The organism is Burkholderia metallica (assembly GCF_001718555.1).
GTDB classification, from domain to species: Bacteria; Pseudomonadota; Gammaproteobacteria; order Burkholderiales; family Burkholderiaceae; genus Burkholderia; species Burkholderia metallica.
The window spans coordinates 1,734,409-1,750,133 of the sequence record NZ_CP013401.1 but is presented as its reverse complement, the minus strand read 5'-3'; the positions used below and the strand labels follow the sequence as shown (position 1 = coordinate 1,750,133).

The following is a 15,725-nucleotide window of genomic DNA, read 5'->3' as shown; positions in this document are numbered from 1 at the left end:
TTCTATTGCAGGGGAATCATGTACGTCTTGATCTACATCGCAGCGGTCGCCGTCGCGAACCTGATGGTTGCTCATTTTGGCCCGGCTGCTACACCGATCATCGCGTTCCTGCTGATCGGACTCGATCTCGCGATTCGCGACCGGCTCCATCTCGACTGGCGCGGACGCGCGCTCTGGTCGCGGATGTTTGCATTGATCGCGGCCGCCGGCGTCGTCAGTTACGCGCTCAATCCCGCCGCGAAGGAAATCGCCGTCGCATCTCTGGTGGCGTTCGGTTCGGCAGCAATGGCGAGTGCAGTCGTATTTCAACTCGCACGTCGCTTTCCGATACTGGCGCGCGCAAACGGTGCGAACGTCGCGGGTGCGGCTGTCGACTCCGTCATCTTTCCGCTCATTGCGTTCGGCACTGTGTTTCCGACGATCGCCGCATTGCAATTCGTCGCCAAAGTGGCGGGCGGCGCTTTGTGGTCGTGGGTGGTTTTTAGAAATGCGCGAACGACTCAAGCGACGATGGCGAGCAACGCGGTCGATCAGTGAGGATGGGTTGAGCGTTTGGGGGCGTTATTCGTTGCCGGGAAATCGGCGTTTCGTTTTAGTACGCTCGGGATATTCTCGATTCGCCCTGCTCCTTCTTCATGGAACAGAAACTGGAGCGTCGTGGCGTTGACCGGCTGAGTGGAAAGCACAAGGATCGGGTAGCGCTCGTCATGTGAAGAGGCGTGGCATTCCCGATTTGGGAATGCCAAAACAAAAACGGCACTGCCTTTTGGGACAGTGCCGTTTTCAACGACTTGATACTGCTCAGAATTCTTTGGGGTGGCTGATGGGACTCGAACCCACGACGACAGGAATCACAATCTTAGTGGTCAATCCTTGCTGGATAAGGGTTCGAGCCGATCGTGTGGAATTCATGCGCCGAATCGGCCATTGATTACCCGGCGTTTTTCAGACCTCGTTCCACAAAATTTCCGGTCCCAGCCCCTCTCGAACTGCCGCGCCATTCGCGCCCGTCCGGACGATCATAGCGCACCGCGGACGATTGAGCTATCGACCGCGAGACATGCACTCAGGTCATGGATCATCCGTCCGAACCTGAAGGTCGATTAGGGCGTCTTCGGCGGTGCCGCTTCGGCCACCATCTCGTCGGCCGGATAGAGCTGGAGCATCGCGCGCGCCGCCTCGACGCTCGACGAGTGCAGCCACTCGTCGTAGTCGGCCGCCCGCAGGATCACGACGGATCGCTTCTCGTCGCCGAGCCGGTGCATGTGCTTCATCACGGGGTGCTCGTCGGCGTTCACCGTTAGCATCGCCATCGCGAGCGTTTCTACGCCGTCCGCCCCACGCCACGCGCGCCAGACTCCCGCAACGCAATACGGTTGCCAGTCGCCGACTCCGATCCGGTAGCGCACGTGCTTGCCTGTCTCCCAGTTCGGCTCATAGACCCATTTCACCGGGATCAGACAGCGCTGGCCGGCGCGCCAAGCTGTTCGATACGCGGGCTTCTCACCCACTGTCTCCGACCGCGCGTTGACGGTCATGAACTTCTTCCCCGCTGGCTGGAATGCCTTCGGCATCATCCCGAAGTTGGCGACGACGGACTCCGCGCCGTCTCCGGCCGCACGCACGATCGGCGCGAGATAGTCTGGCCAGATCTCGTCCTTCCACGGCGCGCGTCGGTACAGGTCGCTGAAATTGTCGATCTTCAACTCGCTCAGGCCCGATTCCTCACCAGGCGCGCGGTAATTGGTACACATAGACCGTCCCCTATTTTCGTTCTTGACGGGACCATCTTACCCCGCGATACACTGTATATCCATACAGCATTTTTCACCTACCAATGCTTCGCCAGCCCCTCCCGCCCTTCCAGTCGCCGACCAATTGCGAGCTGCGCGAGATGTGGCGTCGTTACCCGGACGGCCATGAGGTGCGGCGCCTGATCCTCGAAATCGCCCGATGCCGCTACCAGTTCCGAGATGCGGAGGACCTGCGCCAAACGGTTCAGAAAGTCTGGTCGGAAGACGTCGGCGGCCACCTCGTGGCGCTCCACAAGTTACGACTGATTCTGCAGGACGAAGCCAGGCACGCCGAGGACTGAGTATGCGCCGACGGAAGCGGGCAATCAGGTCAGCGTACGGATACCGTCAGCGCGTCGTAGTCGCGCTCGCACTGCTGGCCGGCGATGCGGGCGCGGTCAGCATACTCTGCCACTTCGCCCGCGCGCTCGTCAGCGCGGCCGAGCACGTCGGCAAGCAGATCGAGGGCGTCGCTGGTTGCCGGGCTTCCGGCGGAAGCGGCGGGATGGCGGGCGGCTGCAACGAGCTGGTCGACGCGCTGCTGCAGGCTGCCAGCGGCAGCACGAGCAGCAAAAGCATCTGCGAGCGCGGCCGTGCGTTGTTTGTTCGCATCTTTTGCGATCTCCGATTGGGCCGCGGTGCGGCGTTGTTCTTCGGCACGGGCCGCATCCACCGCGGCGAGCTGCGCTTTCTGCGCAGCGACGGTCACCGTACGCACGCCGTCGGCGTGCCCCTTGAAGTAGCAGGCGCCGGCGGTGATAGCGAGCGCGGCAATGAAGGCCAGCCAGAGGCGTGGGTCGAGGATCGTCATGCCCCGCTCCGCATCATGGCCGCGAGCCGAGTCGCTCGAGCGCCGACCTGCCCGGCCCACTTCGACGCGATCATGCCGTCAGCCGCCGCCTCATAGTCGCCGCGCTTCATCGCCGCGAGCGTGTTCGTGAACGTCAGCAAGCCGCCCTGCATGTTGAACGCCATGTTGATGACGACGCGCTGGCGCACCGGGTCGAGCTGCCGCCACCACGGCAGGTTGCGATCGAGCCATGAGACCGTTCGGTCGATGTCGTTAGATAGCATCGCGTCGCACTCGGCGTCACTGATACCAACGTCCGTCAGATTGCGGCCGACGCCGATAGTCGTCTTACCGACCGTGTCGACGTACGGTTTCAGGCGTCGCCCTTCGTCGCGCGTGAGCTCGGCCATCAGAACCGAGCGATCGAAATCACCCATGCTTGTGCTCCTTCTTCCACCAGTAAGCCCGGCGCCCCATGACCCATAGGCAGACGATGGCGACGCCGACCATCATCACGGTTTCCGGCATATCGATCGCGGTGACCATACGCACCGACTTTAGGACGTTCCCCATTGCGGCCACACCGATGACCGAGAAGCCGAGCGTGCCCCACCAGCCGGTGGAAATTCCGTCGGTGACGGTGATCCAGATGCAGAACAGAAGCACGATGAGGTTTGCCAATACGAAGATCGAGACCATGTCATTGCCCCCCGAGGAAGCGACGTTTAAGGGCCCCGATGAAGTCCGCATTGTTGATTTCTTTGAACAGTTCTTTCGTGATCGCCAGACCGAAAAGGCCGATCAGGAAGCCGACAGCCTGCTGTGCGCCGCCGTCACTTATGCCGAACCACGTGACGATCAGTGGACCGATGAAGTACGACACGGCTGCGCCTGAGACGAACGAGACGGCTTTCTGGCGGCCGCTCAGTCCATCACCGATGAAGCGCAGCGCGATCAGCGAGCCGACAGCGCCCGGAATGACTTTCGCCAGTAGCGCACCAGCCGCTGCGAGGACGCTGGTTGTGGGTTCAGCCATTCTTTTCTCCAGCCGGCGCTGCATCGGTAACGCGCTCCGCATCGTCATGCCGCTTGTCGAATTGCGCCTGGATCTGCGCATTGATATCGCTCACTACCGGAGCCGCCTCGCCGTACGGGGCGAGCATCAGAGCCTTATTGATGACGTTCAGTTGAGCCGGTGTGAATGTAAGGGTGACGTTTTGCATGTTATGCCCCGATGAGTCCATGAAGGAAAAGGTCGTTGATGAGCTGTGCGACGGCTGCCGCAGTTTGAGCTGGCGATGCAGTTGCGGCGTTGAACGCCGCTTTGCTGCCGCCCGAAGACGTACCCCATCCGCCTTGGCGAGCCGCAACCACCTGAGTGCCGCCGAAGTAATAGCCTCCGCCCGGGATCGCGATATTGAGGACACCGTTCGTTCCGATGGTGAACACGTTCGCACCTGCCATTGTCTGCAGGTTGAGCGTGCTGTTCGAAAAGACGATTCCGAAAGAGGCCGCCGTCGCATCGTTACGAATCCGAGCGACCTTGTTGGTACTGCCGTCGTACCAGACGATGCCGTTCTGGAAACCGAGCGCAACCGCCACTGCCTCGCCAGAATTGACCTGGACAGCCCCGGTCTGGATGACGATGCCCTTGTCGAAGTTGTTCCCGTTGGCGATGATCCCGATGGCCAGCGATGCACCCTGTGCGCCGACTACTTCGCCACCGCTCGCGAGCCAAAGGGCGCTCGTCATGTTGTTTCCCGGATAGACATTCCCCGGGTAGACGATGCCCGTATCGCCCATATTGACGATATCAATCTCGAGACCTTGCGTGATGCCTGCACCGATCTGCCGACGTGCCTCGATATATCCGCCGTATCCCGTCTGAATTGCGGTCGTATTGTTGTTGTTCGCGTAACCGCTGATGCCGATACAGCCTTGCGAACCCGCCACCCCGAAGTCGGAAGTGCGGGAAGCGCCGACGATGCCGATCTGGCCAATAGTCGACAGCACCGCAATCTCGGCGATCGACTCCGTGAAGGGTCGAAGCTGTTCCAGCCACGTTGCCACTGCGCCAATCTTCGTGCCTTTCGAAGAGGCGCCACCGTTGCCGAACTTCATGATGCGGCCCGACAAGGTGGCAGCGCCGGTCAGAGTCGCTTGTGCATCGATCAGCCACGTGACAGCGGTGGTCGGCGCCGTTTGCAACTTCCAAGTGCCTTCGGGCACGACGACTTGACCGTTCACGCCAACTGCCGAAGCAGCGAGATTGAACGCCGCAGATTCATCTGCAAGGCCATCCCCGATTCCCCCGAAATCCTTCACGCTGACCGGCTCGCGCATCTTGTCCTGCGCAGTACGTTGCACGGCGCCAGATCCAATCTGGATGAATCCAACTGAACTGGAGCCATTCGGCCCACCGAGAACGCCAGTGATCTCGGAGACGACTTGATCCCAGATGACGGCCCCGAATTGATCGGTGACAACCTGGCGATAGGAGCCCGTTCCCCAGATGGTCGCCTGGCCGCGCGAATCCAGAGAAACCGGATTCGTGTTCGGCTGTGTCATGGCCTGGTCTTGCCACGTGTCCTTCTTCGTCGTGGTGCCTGGTGCATAGAACGTGACCGTCCCATAGGCCAGCGGCTTCCCGTTCTGATCAATGAATTGTGTTTTCCCGTTCGGAAGGATGGAGGCCATTGCTACCTCAAAGCAAAAAGGCCACCACAGCGGGTAGCCTATAATTGAAAAACCCCGCACTGGGCGGGGTTCGGGGAATCAAGTGGACGACCAAACTGTTCGAGCTATCGTCGTTGCTGCATCATATGGCGTGATTGGGGCAATCTTCCCGGTCATCAAAAAACATCTATTTGCTTGGTGCGATCGCATTGATGAGCGCATTGCCCGTCGGCGCGGCGAGTGGAGCGACGAACTGGGAAAGCCCATTCCGTACTGGGACCGCGAACCCGGGGCGAGCCGTCAAGAGAGCCTGCGCAAGGCGCTGCCCAGTTCCCGTATAGGGAAGCGCCCCGAGGCCGATGCCGCCGAGCGTCCCAAGGGTCGATAGCGGCGCCGTAGCTAGTCCTGCGCCGATCGACCCGGGCGCGAGCAGCGCCATCAAGCCGCGACCGGCAGTTCCTGAATCCGGATATTTCGACCCAAGCACGGACTGAGCCGCGGTCGAAAAGTCCTGCATCAGCGCATTCCCAGTCGCAGTTGCGCCCTTTCCGGCCGATCTATCACCGGCTTTGACTGCGTTCTGCAGTTGGGCGGCCGTGAAAATGCCTTCATTGTTCATGGCACCTTGAGATGCCGCAGCGGCACGCATACGCGCAAATCGCGCATATGCGGCGTTCGCATTCGCGAGCCCCTCTACCGCATCCGCGGGATTTGTCCGGGCGAGCGAATTCTCGACGGCCGATCGAATTTCTCCGATAGCGGCCCCCAATTGGCGATTGTCGAAAGACGGATCTCCCGAATAGCCTCGCGCGAGATCGCCGAGCTCTTCCTGCACTCCTTTCAGGGTTTGGCCGTCCATGTTTCCTTGAGGACCGACCTTCCCGAATATCTGAGTGCGCAGCGTATTCATGAACGTCTGTCGTTGCGCAGCGGGAAGTTGCTGAGCCATATCGGTCAGACGAAGAATGTCCGCCTGGAAGCCGGGATCGGCAGCCTGAAACGACATGCGCCCGAGCGAATCATCGTAGGCGTCGCGAATCGCATTGCGAACCGCCCCGATCGCCTCTTGACCTGCGGGGCCTTCGTAAGTGGCGCCAATCGGCGCGAGCACCTCGTTATAGGTTGCCCGATTGAAATCCTGAAGCGTGCGTTGCTGAGCGTTCTTGATCATGTCCCCAAGAAACGGGACGCTTGAAAGCTTCGCTTCCGTTCGCGCAAAACCGCCCCCGAGAATTTGACCGGGCGTCATCGTCACGCCCGAATCAAGCATCCGCTGCTGGGCTGCACCGACAGTTGGCGAAACGGCCGCACCTACCGCCCTCACCAAAGGATTCGCGACGCCGCCAACGGCCGCGCCGGCAGCTGCCTGCCCAAGCTTCTGCTGCAGGAAATTACCGGGCGTCGTGACGGGCTCAAGCAGACTGTTTGCGGCGCCCGACAGCATTCCGGCTCCGATGGTGCCGAGGACGCCCGAACCGGTAGGTAACGTCGCTGCTAGAGGAGCGGCTCCAATCACGTTTCCAGCCATTCGCCCCCAGTCGACGCCGGGCGCTTGGCGCTGCCCCGTCACAATCCCCTTAAGCGTCTGAGGCTGCTGCGCCGCGCGATCGGTGACGTACTGCGCGTTCTGAGCCTGAATGGTCTGGTCGATCTGCGGTACCGCAGCATTGATATCCTTCGCGAACTGCGAATCGGGGGCAACCTTGTTCGCAAGCCATGCGCCACCATGCACGAGCGATTGAACACCGCCTTTGATAGCATCGCCGATCCCCATCGTAACCGACCCCGGCGTTTGCCAAGGCTGACCAGTAATGGTGGCCTGAAGCGCGGTCTGCGGCGAGCCATTCGTCGCTAACGATTTTTTGGGGGCATTCGCAGCGCCGCCCTTTTCGGCCATCACGCCGGCGGCCATCGCCATCAACGGGTCGTCGGATTGCTGCCCAGACTGTTGCGCGGGCTGGCTGGTCGGCACATCATCCGCGGCCGAAGCTTGGATCGCGGGCTTCGGCGTGCCACCCATGATGCCGTGGGCCATGTCGAGCAGCGGGTCGCCAGTCGATGCCGTTGGCGCCGCGGCTGCCGGTGCCGGAGCGCCCGTCATCTGCGGCCCATTCAGGCGCTGCCCCGTCGCCGAGATCACCGGCGCACCGCCCATCTGCGCCGGCGTCAACTCGCTCGCATTGGCCGTGCCAGACAGCGCCGAGGCAATCGTGTCGCCGAACTTGCGCACCATGTCCACCGCGCTCGAGAGCTTGCCGACATACTTCGGGTCTTCGGCATAGCCGCCAGCCTTCAGCGCGCCAGCGTAGGCCGTCGCATCCGCACCCTTCCCGACCGCATTCTGATACCGATTCGCGATCAGGTTGACGAAGTCGTTGCCAAAGTCGAGCGGCGAAGGATACGCGCGGTACTGGTCTACGGCCCCCGTCTGATTGTCCTTTGCGGCGACGCCCGGGCCCTTGATGTTGCCAAGGTTGTTCGTGCCAGGAATGATCGACTTCCCCCACCCCGTCTCAAGTCCCCATTGTCCGAGCAGCACGTCAGGCGCGACGCCGATGCGCGGGCTGACGGCCGCGGCCACCGGCCCGAATTGCTGGATGAACCCCTGAACGTCTGCCATCAGAATGCCCCGAGCGCCTTCATGGCCTGATAGTCCTTCATCCACGACTGCAACTTGCCATCCGCCTTCAGCTTCTGCATGGCCGCCTGTTGAGCAGCCGGATCACCGAGCGAGCGGATGTAGGAAACGTCCGGATTGAAGGACTGGTTCCACTTCGCCTCGAACTGCGGCAGCTGGCTTGTGTTGTTGCCGTTCTGCGCGAGGAAGTTCGTCGTCGCCTGCTGGCGATCGAGCAGCGCTTGTTGCAGACCTTTTACGTGCTGAATAGATTCAAGGAGTGCCGGGGCATTCATGTTATTCGGGTCAGGCTGACCAGCTTTCGCCGCAGCGAGTCGCGCATCACTGCCGGAAAGCCCAAGCGACGATGCAGCCTGATCTGCTGCGCTGTTCAGATAATTCACGAGCAGTTGATTGTTTTTGACCTTGTCTGCCCCGGCTTGAATGCCGAATGTGTTCAGAAGTGCCGGTACATTCAAGGCGGCACTTGCCCCCCTCCCTGCAATCGTCTGCCTCAAATTGTCAGCTGCGAGATCGTACGTTTGCATCATGGGTTTTGCCTGACTTGCCGCTTGTTGGAGCGCTCCATATCGTTTCGCAGCGTCATCTGCGATTCCTTGCGCACCCATCGGCGCACCTGTCGCATAGCCGCCGCCCGGCTGCTGTGGAACCTGTCCGCCAGCCATTTGGCCTTTCGTGTACGTCGTCGGTTGACCGTTCTGATTGAGCGTGAGTCCAGGCGCGAGCGCCTCGCTGGGCGAGAGGCCGTTTTGCACCGTATAGCCGACCGTGCCGACGCCGCCGCCTGCCGCGAGTGGGTTCTGGTTCACCGCGACAGTCGCCGGACCCGTGTTGACCTGAGCGTACTTCGGCATCATCGCGTTCAGTTGAGTCTCGCCACTCAAAGCCGACATGTAGTGCTGCTGCAGCCAGCCGCGCAAAGCCTGCGGGTCCGATGGCATCGACTGCATTTCGGCTTGGAATACCTGGGGCGTAATCGATCCAGCTTGCAATTGCGTCGTCGCGAATTGCATGACGTCCTGCGGTGACAGATCCGGCTTAGTCAGCAGACTGCCGAGTCCTTGTCGTAGCCCGGATTGCGCCTTGATGGCCTGATCCAGCTTCGATGTATCGATATCGATTTGCTGCTTTTGCTGCGTATTGATGCCCTGCGCGATCTGACTCATGTTGTAGGCTGCGCGTGGGTCTTGGCTGATGATCCCCATCAGTTTGTTGTTGTCGACCTTTCCCGTGTTTGGATCAGTGGCTTGCTGATATGCAGCGGACACGGCCCGGTTCGCATCAAGTTGCTGCTGCAGAGCTTGGCCATTCGCGTTCATATACCGGAATTGCGCGACCTGCAACGCCTGCTGAAGAGGGTTGAACTCGGGCGTCTTGACTTGGAGCGGGATCGAGGTATCGAGCGGCATCGTCACACCTGAAAGTAGATGGGGTTGCCGGAAGCGCTCGTGCCATACGTCGGATTCGCTGCGGCTGAGTTTGCGGTCGCGTTGTTATTCAGCAAGCCATACGTCATCGCGGAGTTACCAATTCCATTCAATGCGTTCGTGAGCGCATTTGCGCCTCCGACGATTCCCGACGCTTGCGCGTTCGCGCCGCTCATCAAGGTATTTCCGATATTGCCAACCGCAGCTGCGCCCAGCGACCCATTTGTGCCAGCGGCGTTTTGCCCGCTTCCAACGAGTCCACTCAACCGGTTCACGTTGTTCGCGACTGAACTGTAGTTCGTCTGGAATGTGTTGAGCGCGCGATTGAAGACGTCGTTGTATGTCGAGTTCGCAAGTCCAGTCGCATACGTCGATGCTCCTTTCAGCGCTGCGCCCGACGTTCCGAGACCGCGCGCGGCCGCGCTGTTCTGCACCGACTTGAGCCCCTGATCAAGCGTGAACTGATAGCCTGGCGTGGCGGCCGCTTCATCGGCCGTAGGAGCCGAAAATCGCTGCTGGAGAATGTTGCTCGGATCGATTCCGTTGAACGTGTATGTCCCGTCACTGTTCTTCGAAAAGTTGTATCCCATCGCCTGCAGCAGCGGATTGATCGCAGACGTTCCCAAATCCATGAAAGGCTTGAGATTTTTCTGCGTCTGCTCCCATTGCTTTTCCTGCAGATCCGCCGCATACCGGGCTGAGTCGGCCTGAGTATTCGCGGCACTCCTGCTGGCATCCGCTCCAACAAGGCCGCCAACAAGCGATCCAACACCACTCACCAGACTACCGATGACGCTCATTATGCGCCCCCATACTTAAATTTCTGGCACCGAAGCCGAGTTGCGCGGCCGCATGTGCCGATCGGATAAAACCCGAGCCGAATGCAGAATCTCATGCTCTTCTGGTTTCCGTGCTCGACATAGGTTTCAGCAGCCCCAAACTCAGAAATCACGCGCCCAAGATGAGCACGCAAATGGCGTCGAATACTAGCAACGCGGGGCGCGAAGAACGCTATATGCACTTCGGCTCCCTTTTGCATCACGACGCCCACGACGCTTCCACCCTCAACTAGCCTATGCAACTCCCAATCCACCAGATATTGGCGGAACTCTTCCAGTGAGATCCCATATTTCCCGGCGCGCACAGAATTGAACGTGCGCCCAATTAATTCAGAATCGGTCATTGCTGCACGTTCTCCGCGCCGGATACGGTCAGCGTCACGCCGTTGCCGCTCGCAAAGATCTGCTGGCCGGCCTGAAGCTTGTGGCCGATGATCTGCGGGATCTGGACGGGTGACCCAGCCGGAACATTCGTCGACCACACGGTCGTCGCGTCGGCCGCCGAGCCTGCCGCGGGAGCGATGTAAATCTTCAGCGCGACGACGGCACCGGTCGGATTCCACGCCGTCGCCTGATGAATGGCGGTCGTCGTGCCCGCGGGCGCCGTGTATTCAGAAACGGGAGAGCCCGTCAGCACGGCTTGGAAAAGCTGTTTCCACGTGATCATGGATGCCTCTTGTCTATCAGGAGAATTCCCACACTTCGCACCAGCCGTTGCCACCCGAAGCACCCGTTTGCGCCGCCTGGCTGGCTTGTGCGTTTGCGCCGCCACCGCCGAAGCCGAAGCCGGCACCGACGTTCGCGCCGGTTCCAAGCCGCGGCTGACCGCCGGCACCGATAGGCGAATTGCCCCCCGGGCCGCTTTCCGAGAGCGAACCAGCCGCGAATACGAGGCCCGCGTTGCCCCCGATGCCGGGGATCGACAGGAGCGTTGTGCCGCCAGTTACGGTTGCCGCTGCAGTCGTGCCGCTACCGGCCGTGAAGCCGGGTGCGCTCAGTGCAGATCCGGCGTTGCCACCGGTTCCGCCTGGCGCGCTGATCGCGCTGCCGAACGTTGCTGCTGTACCGGCGCCACCTGCGGCGGCACTCACGCCCGCGCCCGCTGTTCCGAGGCTGACAGTCAAGCCGTTCAGGGCAGAAGCTGCGAAGAGCGCTTCGACATACGCGCCTGCACCGCCGCCGCCAGCTGCAGCCGACTGTCCCGCTCCGGTCGCAGCCGTACCGCCGCCAGCGCCGCCGGGACCCTGCATTCGCACGAGCACCGTGTTTGCGCCCGCAGTCGGGGTATATGTGCCGTTCGAAAGCGAACGAATTGCCAGAAGGCGACCCGCTTCCGTCGTCACGAAACCTGCGCCGTTTGTCAGGTGCGCTGTGTCGGTTGGAATTGACACGCCTGCGCCAAGCTGCGCATCGAAATCCTGCGTCGCGAATGCCGATGCGCTAGACGCACCGTCAATGCGCTGCTCAAGTTCTCGGATACGGTTGAGCAGATCGCCGGCCGCCGACGCATCGCCGCTTTCGCCGCGCTCGTCAGGCGCGCGCACCGCAGCAGCCATTGCCTGCGCAGCTGCTGCCTCCGCTGCATCGATCAGTGCGTAAATCTTCGAAAGGTCAGGCGACGGCTCGCCGGCCGACGTTTCCGTTTGCAGGTCTGCGATGGCCTTTTGCATCGCAGACGTATCGTTTCCCGATTCCGATCCTGTCCGACTGAACAGCGCCATGAAGAACAGGCGCCAATGTGGAGTCAGATTTCCGGATGCATCGAGCGGATTCCCGGAGGGGAAATTTGCCTGCGTGTTCACGTGCGTGCCCTCGACACGTCGACCCAGGCACCGTTCAGCGCGGTTTTGATCGGCTCGGACCATGACAACTCGAACACGCGGTCACGTGCGTAGCCGAGACGCTGAAACTGGATTGATGTGCGGAATTCGCCGCGGCGCCCCATCGTGGCCGTCACCGGATTCCCCCACGTTGCGCCGCGGTCATCGCTCCAGCGCAGACTCACGAGCGGATCTGTGGCATCGTCCGGCATCCCTGCGCCCACTTCCATATCTGCAATGAACTGGCGGAACATCACGCGGTTTCCGTCGGCTCCCAGAATGTGCGGGAAGGATCGGATGCGCTGGATCAGCGCCCCGTTGTCGGTGTAGATGTTCGGGTCGAGGGCATAGACTGCGCCCGTCTGCCAATCGCCGACGAGATTGCGGCCGGCGTTGAACGAATGGCAGTTCATGCGATGCCGGCTGAGCGAGCCGTCGGCCTCGAGATACGCGCGCTGGTGCCACTGCCCGGTCGCCGTATCGAAGCACCACGTCGCATTCGCGCTCGGGAATGTCAGAACATAGAAGGCATGGCCGCCTTGCATGTACGAAAAGCCGATCGCGTCGTTAATGCGGGAATACGCACTGATAGCTTGCTCAAGAGCGTGCGTCGAGATACGTTCGGCCTGGTAATTGCGCCCCGCGAAAACGACGCCCTGCCCCTGGAGATCATGCCCGAGCCAAAACAGCGCAAGATCGATCTTTGCGACCGAATGCTTCGCAGCGCAGCCGTGCTCGATGAAGACGCCCGGCATCCGGCCAAACGTGAAATCAGACGAGCCCGTGTTGAACCAAACCTCCGTTGTCAATTCGCCGAACAGCCAGATCTCGCGATGCATCACTGCCAGCGTGACAAGGTCGTCCGAATAGGTCGATTTCGAGGCGATATCCAGCGGATCGAATGTGACGTCGTTGTACTTCGAGATATAAAACTGCGTGCTGTTCGGCTTGTTGAACACGAAATAGCCGTCGACGAAATCGACCTTGTCGGCACCGTAGAACGCCGGATCAGTACAGCGTGTCATGGTGCGGTTCGCGAGATCCACGATGAATCCAGCCGTACTGCCATCGACAATGAAAATAGACGTCCCGTTGTCGACCATCGAAACAGGGCCACTCTCTGTCGTAACCGATCCCAACGAACTGTAATTGTTGAGCGTATCGACCGAATAGACGATGTCGTGAACCACCTCGTAGCGCGCGCCGTTCGATGCGGTGTAGATACATCGCGATTCTCCGGCGAGCGGAGGATTCGAAACAAGCGTCAAGCCCGGCGTCGGGTAGTACGTGAACGGCACCGGTGCGTCCTGCGGGTTCTGCTCGCCGTACAGGTTTACGCAGCGCTGCGCCTCCGCGATCAGGCTTTTCGCGGCGTATGCGCCGACAGTCAGAGGGACGCGCATCAGTAAGGCCGATCCGAATAGATGTTGTAGCGCTGCTTCGTCGCCAGCCCGCGCGGCATGCTCATTGCCTTGATCTGCACGTTCATGCGCTTGACGACGCGCTTCGCGTTCATCGCGAGGCGCACCAGCGCCGCCTGGGGGTCCAACTGATATGACGGCGCCAGATAGCACGCGAGGTTGTAGCGGATCGCGGCCATATACTGCGGCGGCAGGTTGATCACGTCGGCCGGCGTCACGAACTGCGGAAGTTCCTCGAGCGTCACGATGTGCAACTCAAAACTCGCGTTCGGTACCGGATACATGAACAGCGTGCCGAGCGGCCACGCCGAGTCGTAGAACGCATAGTTCGGGAACGACTGCAGCGCCTTGAGCGCGATACGCGCGTAATCCTCGCGCGCCGGGATGATCGTCACTGGGTAATCGATCGGCGTCGCGGTGCCAGGGTTCAGGCGTGCATATGCCGCGTTGATCTGGTACGGCCACGACGGCGTGTTGAAGTTGCCGCCGGGTCCGACCGTGTACGACTGCGCGCCGGTCGATTGCAGCGCCGTGTCGACGAGGTGATAGACGCTCAGGCGCTCGCCCTGCCACTGGCCGAGCATCATGTTCAGCGTGTTCAGCGCGTCCTCGGTATCGTCGGGCGCGATCGACTGCCCGATACCCAGCGCGCCGATGTCCTTTAGCGCGAGGGTGATCAGGTCGACGGCGGTTGTCACGCTGCCTCCAGCGCCGCGCGGATCTTGTCGCTCGACCAGCGCCTGTCGATCCGCACGGCCTTCTCTTTGGCGATCTGGATCAGCGCTGCGCGCTCGTCGTCGGCCGCAACATCGGCGTTGCTTCCCGCGGTCGTCGGGAGCGCGGCCTCTTCCTCGGCGCTGTGCACGAGAACGTCGCCCACCCACTTCGGATACTCGACGAAATCCGGCGCTTGCTCGCGCGGCACGAGCTCGACGCGCGCGGGCTTCTTCCAGCCATCGCCGAGCGACTCGAATGCAGCTTGCGACTCGACGATCTGCTGCGCGCCATTCGGGCCAGTTACCCACATCGGGAATTCTTGGAACACGTCGCCTCCGGAAACAAAAACCCCCGCCGAAGCGGGGGTCGATTGCTGAAGCAGGACGCCCATCAGCGGACGATCCGGCAGGCCAGCTCGTTGTACACCGGCGCCCAGCCGTACAGCACGTCGATCCGGCACGGGACGGTATCGGTGCCGATCGCGTACTGACGAGCGATCCGCATCGAGATGCCCTTGTGCACGCGGCGCGCGCCCCAAGCACCGTACTTGCTGACGTCTTCCAGGTCGGCGGTTGCCAGCGTGAACGCGTCGCGGTGATATGCGAGGCTCGCCGTGTACTGCGTCGACGCCGCGATGTCCCACGTGACTGCAGCAGCGTTCGCCGGGCCGGCGGTGACCGTCTGGTATTGCTGGTTCGACGCGGCCGTATTGATGGCCGGGAAGATCGACAGCGTCGCATTGCCGGAGCCGTCGGCCGTGGCATCGGCCAGCACGGTGAACTGACGCAGCACGCCGGTGGACTGGCGGTTCTGCGGGTTCACGCCGAACACGCCCGCGATCGTGAACGTGTCGCCCTTCTTGACCGTCGCTGCGGCACCGAGACCCGTGACGAGCAGCGTCGAGCCGGTTTGGCCCGCGCCCGAGACGGTGCCGTTCGTGCGCGTGCCGGTCGTGAACGTGTTCACGTTCTGGTCCATGCCGATGTCGAAGCCCAGACCCGACGGCGAGAAGATGCCGCTGTCGTATTGCTCGCCGATCTTGTTCGACGGATTGAACAGGCCGGCGGCCGACTTCACCATCGACCCGTTCGTGGCCGGGTCCCACACGACCGTACGGCGCCCGTCGCGCGGCGCGGCCTCGTTGTCGAGCTTCACGCCGGCATCGAGCAGCACCTTGATGTCATTCGGCGTGGTGCCGACCGTTCCGACGTTGTTCGCAACCGTCGTCGCGAGGCCGAGGCCGTCGAAATCGATCTTGTTGGCGATCGTCGCCATGGCCGGCTTGATGTAGCGGTCTGCGAACTCGTCGACGATGAGGGTCAGTTCTTGCGAGCTGAACGTGAAGTCGACGTGGAACTGCGTCGTCAGCGTGATCGGCACCGACGTTTCGTTCACGTTCTCGATGTTCAACGCCGGGCCGGTCGTACCGACGAAGCGGTTCGGCTTGCGAGCGTTGACGGTCGCGCCGATCTTCGCGCCGCTGACTGCGAACTCGTCCGAGTAGTCGCGGTTCGAGCGGGCCGTGAAGGTCAGCATGTTCTCGAGAATCATCAGCGATTCGTCGAGGATCTTGACGGGAGTGAGAAGAGTGTTTGCCATTTATC

General features: G+C 61.5%; 19 protein-coding genes. 2 read left to right on the top strand and 17 right to left on the bottom strand.

What is annotated here, in order from left to right:
* Window positions 1-18 precede the first annotated feature (18 nt).
* Window positions 19-537 (top strand): VUT family protein, encoded by a 519-nt coding sequence (locus WJ16_RS07875; RefSeq protein WP_236858194.1) that lies wholly within the window; start codon window positions 19-21, stop codon window positions 535-537.
* Window positions 538-1,103: 566 nt separating this feature from the next.
* On the opposite strand, the gene WJ16_RS07870 is transcribed toward WJ16_RS07875, so the two are convergent.
* Window positions 1,104-1,754, bottom strand: a complete 651-nt coding sequence (locus WJ16_RS07870; RefSeq protein WP_069256578.1) for an SOS response-associated peptidase — start codon at window positions 1,752-1,754, stop codon at window positions 1,104-1,106.
* Between the two features lie 83 nt (window positions 1,755-1,837).
* On the opposite strand from WJ16_RS07870, the gene WJ16_RS07865 reads away from it, so the two are divergent.
* Window positions 1,838-2,095, top strand: coding sequence for a hypothetical protein (locus WJ16_RS07865; protein ID WP_069256577.1), 258 nt, complete (start codon window positions 1,838-1,840; stop codon window positions 2,093-2,095).
* A 29-nt stretch (window positions 2,096-2,124) separates the two neighbouring features.
* On the opposite strand, the gene WJ16_RS07860 is transcribed toward WJ16_RS07865, so the two are convergent.
* The 16 genes from WJ16_RS07860 to WJ16_RS07800 all read right to left on the bottom strand — a co-directional run bounded on the left by WJ16_RS07860 (window position 2,125) and on the right by WJ16_RS07800 (window position 15,720).
* Complete coding sequence (locus tag WJ16_RS07860) at window positions 2,125-2,604, bottom strand: DUF2514 family protein (RefSeq protein WP_069256576.1); 480 nt, start codon at window positions 2,602-2,604, stop codon at window positions 2,125-2,127.
* Entirely contained in the window at window positions 2,601-3,020 is a 420-nt protein-coding gene (locus WJ16_RS07855) for a glycoside hydrolase family protein (protein WP_069256575.1), read from the bottom strand. The genes WJ16_RS07860 and WJ16_RS07855 overlap by 4 nt, the downstream gene beginning before the upstream one ends.
* Complete coding sequence (locus WJ16_RS07850) at window positions 3,013-3,282, bottom strand: holin (protein WP_069256574.1); 270 nt, start codon at window positions 3,280-3,282, stop codon at window positions 3,013-3,015. Before WJ16_RS07850 ends, WJ16_RS07855 begins: the two co-directional genes overlap by 8 nt.
* A 1-nt stretch (window position 3,283) precedes the next feature.
* The gene (locus tag WJ16_RS07845; protein WP_069257995.1) at window positions 3,284-3,619 is read right to left on the bottom strand and encodes a holin; all 336 of its coding nucleotides are present in this window, start codon (window positions 3,617-3,619) and stop codon (window positions 3,284-3,286) included.
* On the bottom strand, window positions 3,612-3,806 hold the full coding sequence (locus WJ16_RS34735) for a hypothetical protein (RefSeq protein WP_157126740.1): 195 nt from the start codon (window positions 3,804-3,806) through the stop codon (window positions 3,612-3,614). Before WJ16_RS34735 ends, WJ16_RS07845 begins: the two co-directional genes overlap by 8 nt.
* A gap of 1 nt (window position 3,807) precedes the next feature.
* Window positions 3,808-5,280, bottom strand: a complete 1,473-nt coding sequence (locus WJ16_RS07840) for a hypothetical protein (RefSeq protein ID WP_069256573.1) — start codon at window positions 5,278-5,280, stop codon at window positions 3,808-3,810.
* 166 nt (window positions 5,281-5,446) lie between these two features.
* The gene (locus WJ16_RS07835) at window positions 5,447-7,879 is read right to left on the bottom strand and encodes a glucosaminidase domain-containing protein (protein WP_069256572.1); all 2,433 of its coding nucleotides are present in this window, start codon (window positions 7,877-7,879) and stop codon (window positions 5,447-5,449) included.
* Window positions 7,879-9,306 (bottom strand): hypothetical protein, encoded by a 1,428-nt coding sequence (locus tag WJ16_RS07830; RefSeq protein ID WP_069256571.1) that lies wholly within the window; start codon window positions 9,304-9,306, stop codon window positions 7,879-7,881. The genes WJ16_RS07835 and WJ16_RS07830 overlap by 1 nt, the downstream gene beginning before the upstream one ends.
* 2 nt (window positions 9,307-9,308) lie before the next feature.
* A complete protein-coding gene (locus WJ16_RS07825; protein WP_069256570.1) occupies window positions 9,309-10,124 on the bottom strand; it encodes a hypothetical protein in 816 nt (271 codons plus the stop codon).
* Window positions 10,124-10,507 (bottom strand): hypothetical protein, encoded by a 384-nt coding sequence (locus WJ16_RS34730; RefSeq protein ID WP_157126739.1) that lies wholly within the window; start codon window positions 10,505-10,507, stop codon window positions 10,124-10,126. Before WJ16_RS34730 ends, WJ16_RS07825 begins: the two co-directional genes overlap by 1 nt.
* Window positions 10,504-10,830: a hypothetical protein gene (locus tag WJ16_RS07820; protein ID WP_069256569.1), complete on the bottom strand. Its 327-nt coding sequence runs from the start codon at window positions 10,828-10,830 to the stop codon at window positions 10,504-10,506. The genes WJ16_RS34730 and WJ16_RS07820 overlap by 4 nt, the downstream gene beginning before the upstream one ends.
* A 16-nt stretch (window positions 10,831-10,846) precedes the next feature.
* Window positions 10,847-11,965, bottom strand: a complete 1,119-nt coding sequence (locus tag WJ16_RS34725) for a hypothetical protein (protein ID WP_157126738.1) — start codon at window positions 11,963-11,965, stop codon at window positions 10,847-10,849.
* On the bottom strand, window positions 11,962-13,386 hold the full coding sequence (locus WJ16_RS07815) for a packaged DNA stabilization protein (RefSeq protein WP_084636015.1): 1,425 nt from the start codon (window positions 13,384-13,386) through the stop codon (window positions 11,962-11,964). Before WJ16_RS07815 ends, WJ16_RS34725 begins: the two co-directional genes overlap by 4 nt.
* The gene (locus WJ16_RS07810; RefSeq protein WP_069256568.1) at window positions 13,386-14,102 is read right to left on the bottom strand and encodes a phage adaptor protein; all 717 of its coding nucleotides are present in this window, start codon (window positions 14,100-14,102) and stop codon (window positions 13,386-13,388) included. Before WJ16_RS07810 ends, WJ16_RS07815 begins: the two co-directional genes overlap by 1 nt.
* Window positions 14,099-14,512 carry a hypothetical protein gene (locus tag WJ16_RS07805; protein ID WP_157126737.1) on the bottom strand — a complete coding sequence of 138 codons (414 nt, stop codon included), beginning with the start codon at window positions 14,510-14,512 and terminating at the stop codon, window positions 14,099-14,101. Before WJ16_RS07805 ends, WJ16_RS07810 begins: the two co-directional genes overlap by 4 nt.
* Window positions 14,512-15,720 (bottom strand): P22 phage major capsid protein family protein, encoded by a 1,209-nt coding sequence (locus WJ16_RS07800; RefSeq protein ID WP_076605899.1) that lies wholly within the window; start codon window positions 15,718-15,720, stop codon window positions 14,512-14,514. The genes WJ16_RS07805 and WJ16_RS07800 overlap by 1 nt, the downstream gene beginning before the upstream one ends.
* Window positions 15,721-15,725: the final 5 nt, after the last annotated feature.

Excerpts from the sequence above, each read along its gene's own strand:
- WJ16_RS07875 (WP_236858194.1), top strand. The coding sequence starts at position 19 with ATGTACGTCTTGATCTACATCGCAGCGGTCGCCGTCGCGAACCTGATG.
- WJ16_RS07870 (WP_069256578.1), bottom strand. The coding sequence starts at position 1,754 with ATGTGTACCAATTACCGCGCGCCTGGTGAGGAATCGGGCCTGAGCGAG.
- WJ16_RS07865 (WP_069256577.1), top strand. The coding sequence starts at position 1,838 with ATGCTTCGCCAGCCCCTCCCGCCCTTCCAGTCGCCGACCAATTGCGAG.
- WJ16_RS07860 (WP_069256576.1), bottom strand. The coding sequence starts at position 2,604 with ATGACGATCCTCGACCCACGCCTCTGGCTGGCCTTCATTGCCGCGCTC.
- WJ16_RS07855 (WP_069256575.1), bottom strand. The coding sequence starts at position 3,020 with ATGGGTGATTTCGATCGCTCGGTTCTGATGGCCGAGCTCACGCGCGAC.
- WJ16_RS07850 (WP_069256574.1), bottom strand. The coding sequence starts at position 3,282 with ATGGTCTCGATCTTCGTATTGGCAAACCTCATCGTGCTTCTGTTCTGC.
- WJ16_RS07845 (WP_069257995.1), bottom strand. The coding sequence starts at position 3,619 with ATGGCTGAACCCACAACCAGCGTCCTCGCAGCGGCTGGTGCGCTACTG.
- WJ16_RS34735 (WP_157126740.1), bottom strand. The coding sequence starts at position 3,806 with ATGCAAAACGTCACCCTTACATTCACACCGGCTCAACTGAACGTCATC.
- WJ16_RS07840 (WP_069256573.1), bottom strand. The coding sequence starts at position 5,280 with ATGGCCTCCATCCTTCCGAACGGGAAAACACAATTCATTGATCAGAAC.
- WJ16_RS07835 (WP_069256572.1), bottom strand. The coding sequence starts at position 7,879 with ATGGCAGACGTTCAGGGGTTCATCCAGCAATTCGGGCCGGTGGCCGCG.
- WJ16_RS07830 (WP_069256571.1), bottom strand. The coding sequence starts at position 9,306 with ATGCCGCTCGATACCTCGATCCCGCTCCAAGTCAAGACGCCCGAGTTC.
- WJ16_RS07825 (WP_069256570.1), bottom strand. The coding sequence starts at position 10,124 with ATGAGCGTCATCGGTAGTCTGGTGAGTGGTGTTGGATCGCTTGTTGGC.
- WJ16_RS34730 (WP_157126739.1), bottom strand. The coding sequence starts at position 10,507 with ATGACCGATTCTGAATTAATTGGGCGCACGTTCAATTCTGTGCGCGCC.
- WJ16_RS07820 (WP_069256569.1), bottom strand. The coding sequence starts at position 10,830 with ATGATCACGTGGAAACAGCTTTTCCAAGCCGTGCTGACGGGCTCTCCC.
- WJ16_RS07815 (WP_084636015.1), bottom strand. The coding sequence starts at position 13,386 with ATGCGCGTCCCTCTGACTGTCGGCGCATACGCCGCGAAAAGCCTGATC.
- WJ16_RS07805 (WP_157126737.1), bottom strand. The coding sequence starts at position 14,512 with ATGGGCGTCCTGCTTCAGCAATCGACCCCCGCTTCGGCGGGGGTTTTT.
- WJ16_RS07800 (WP_076605899.1), bottom strand. The coding sequence starts at position 15,720 with ATGGCAAACACTCTTCTCACTCCCGTCAAGATCCTCGACGAATCGCTG.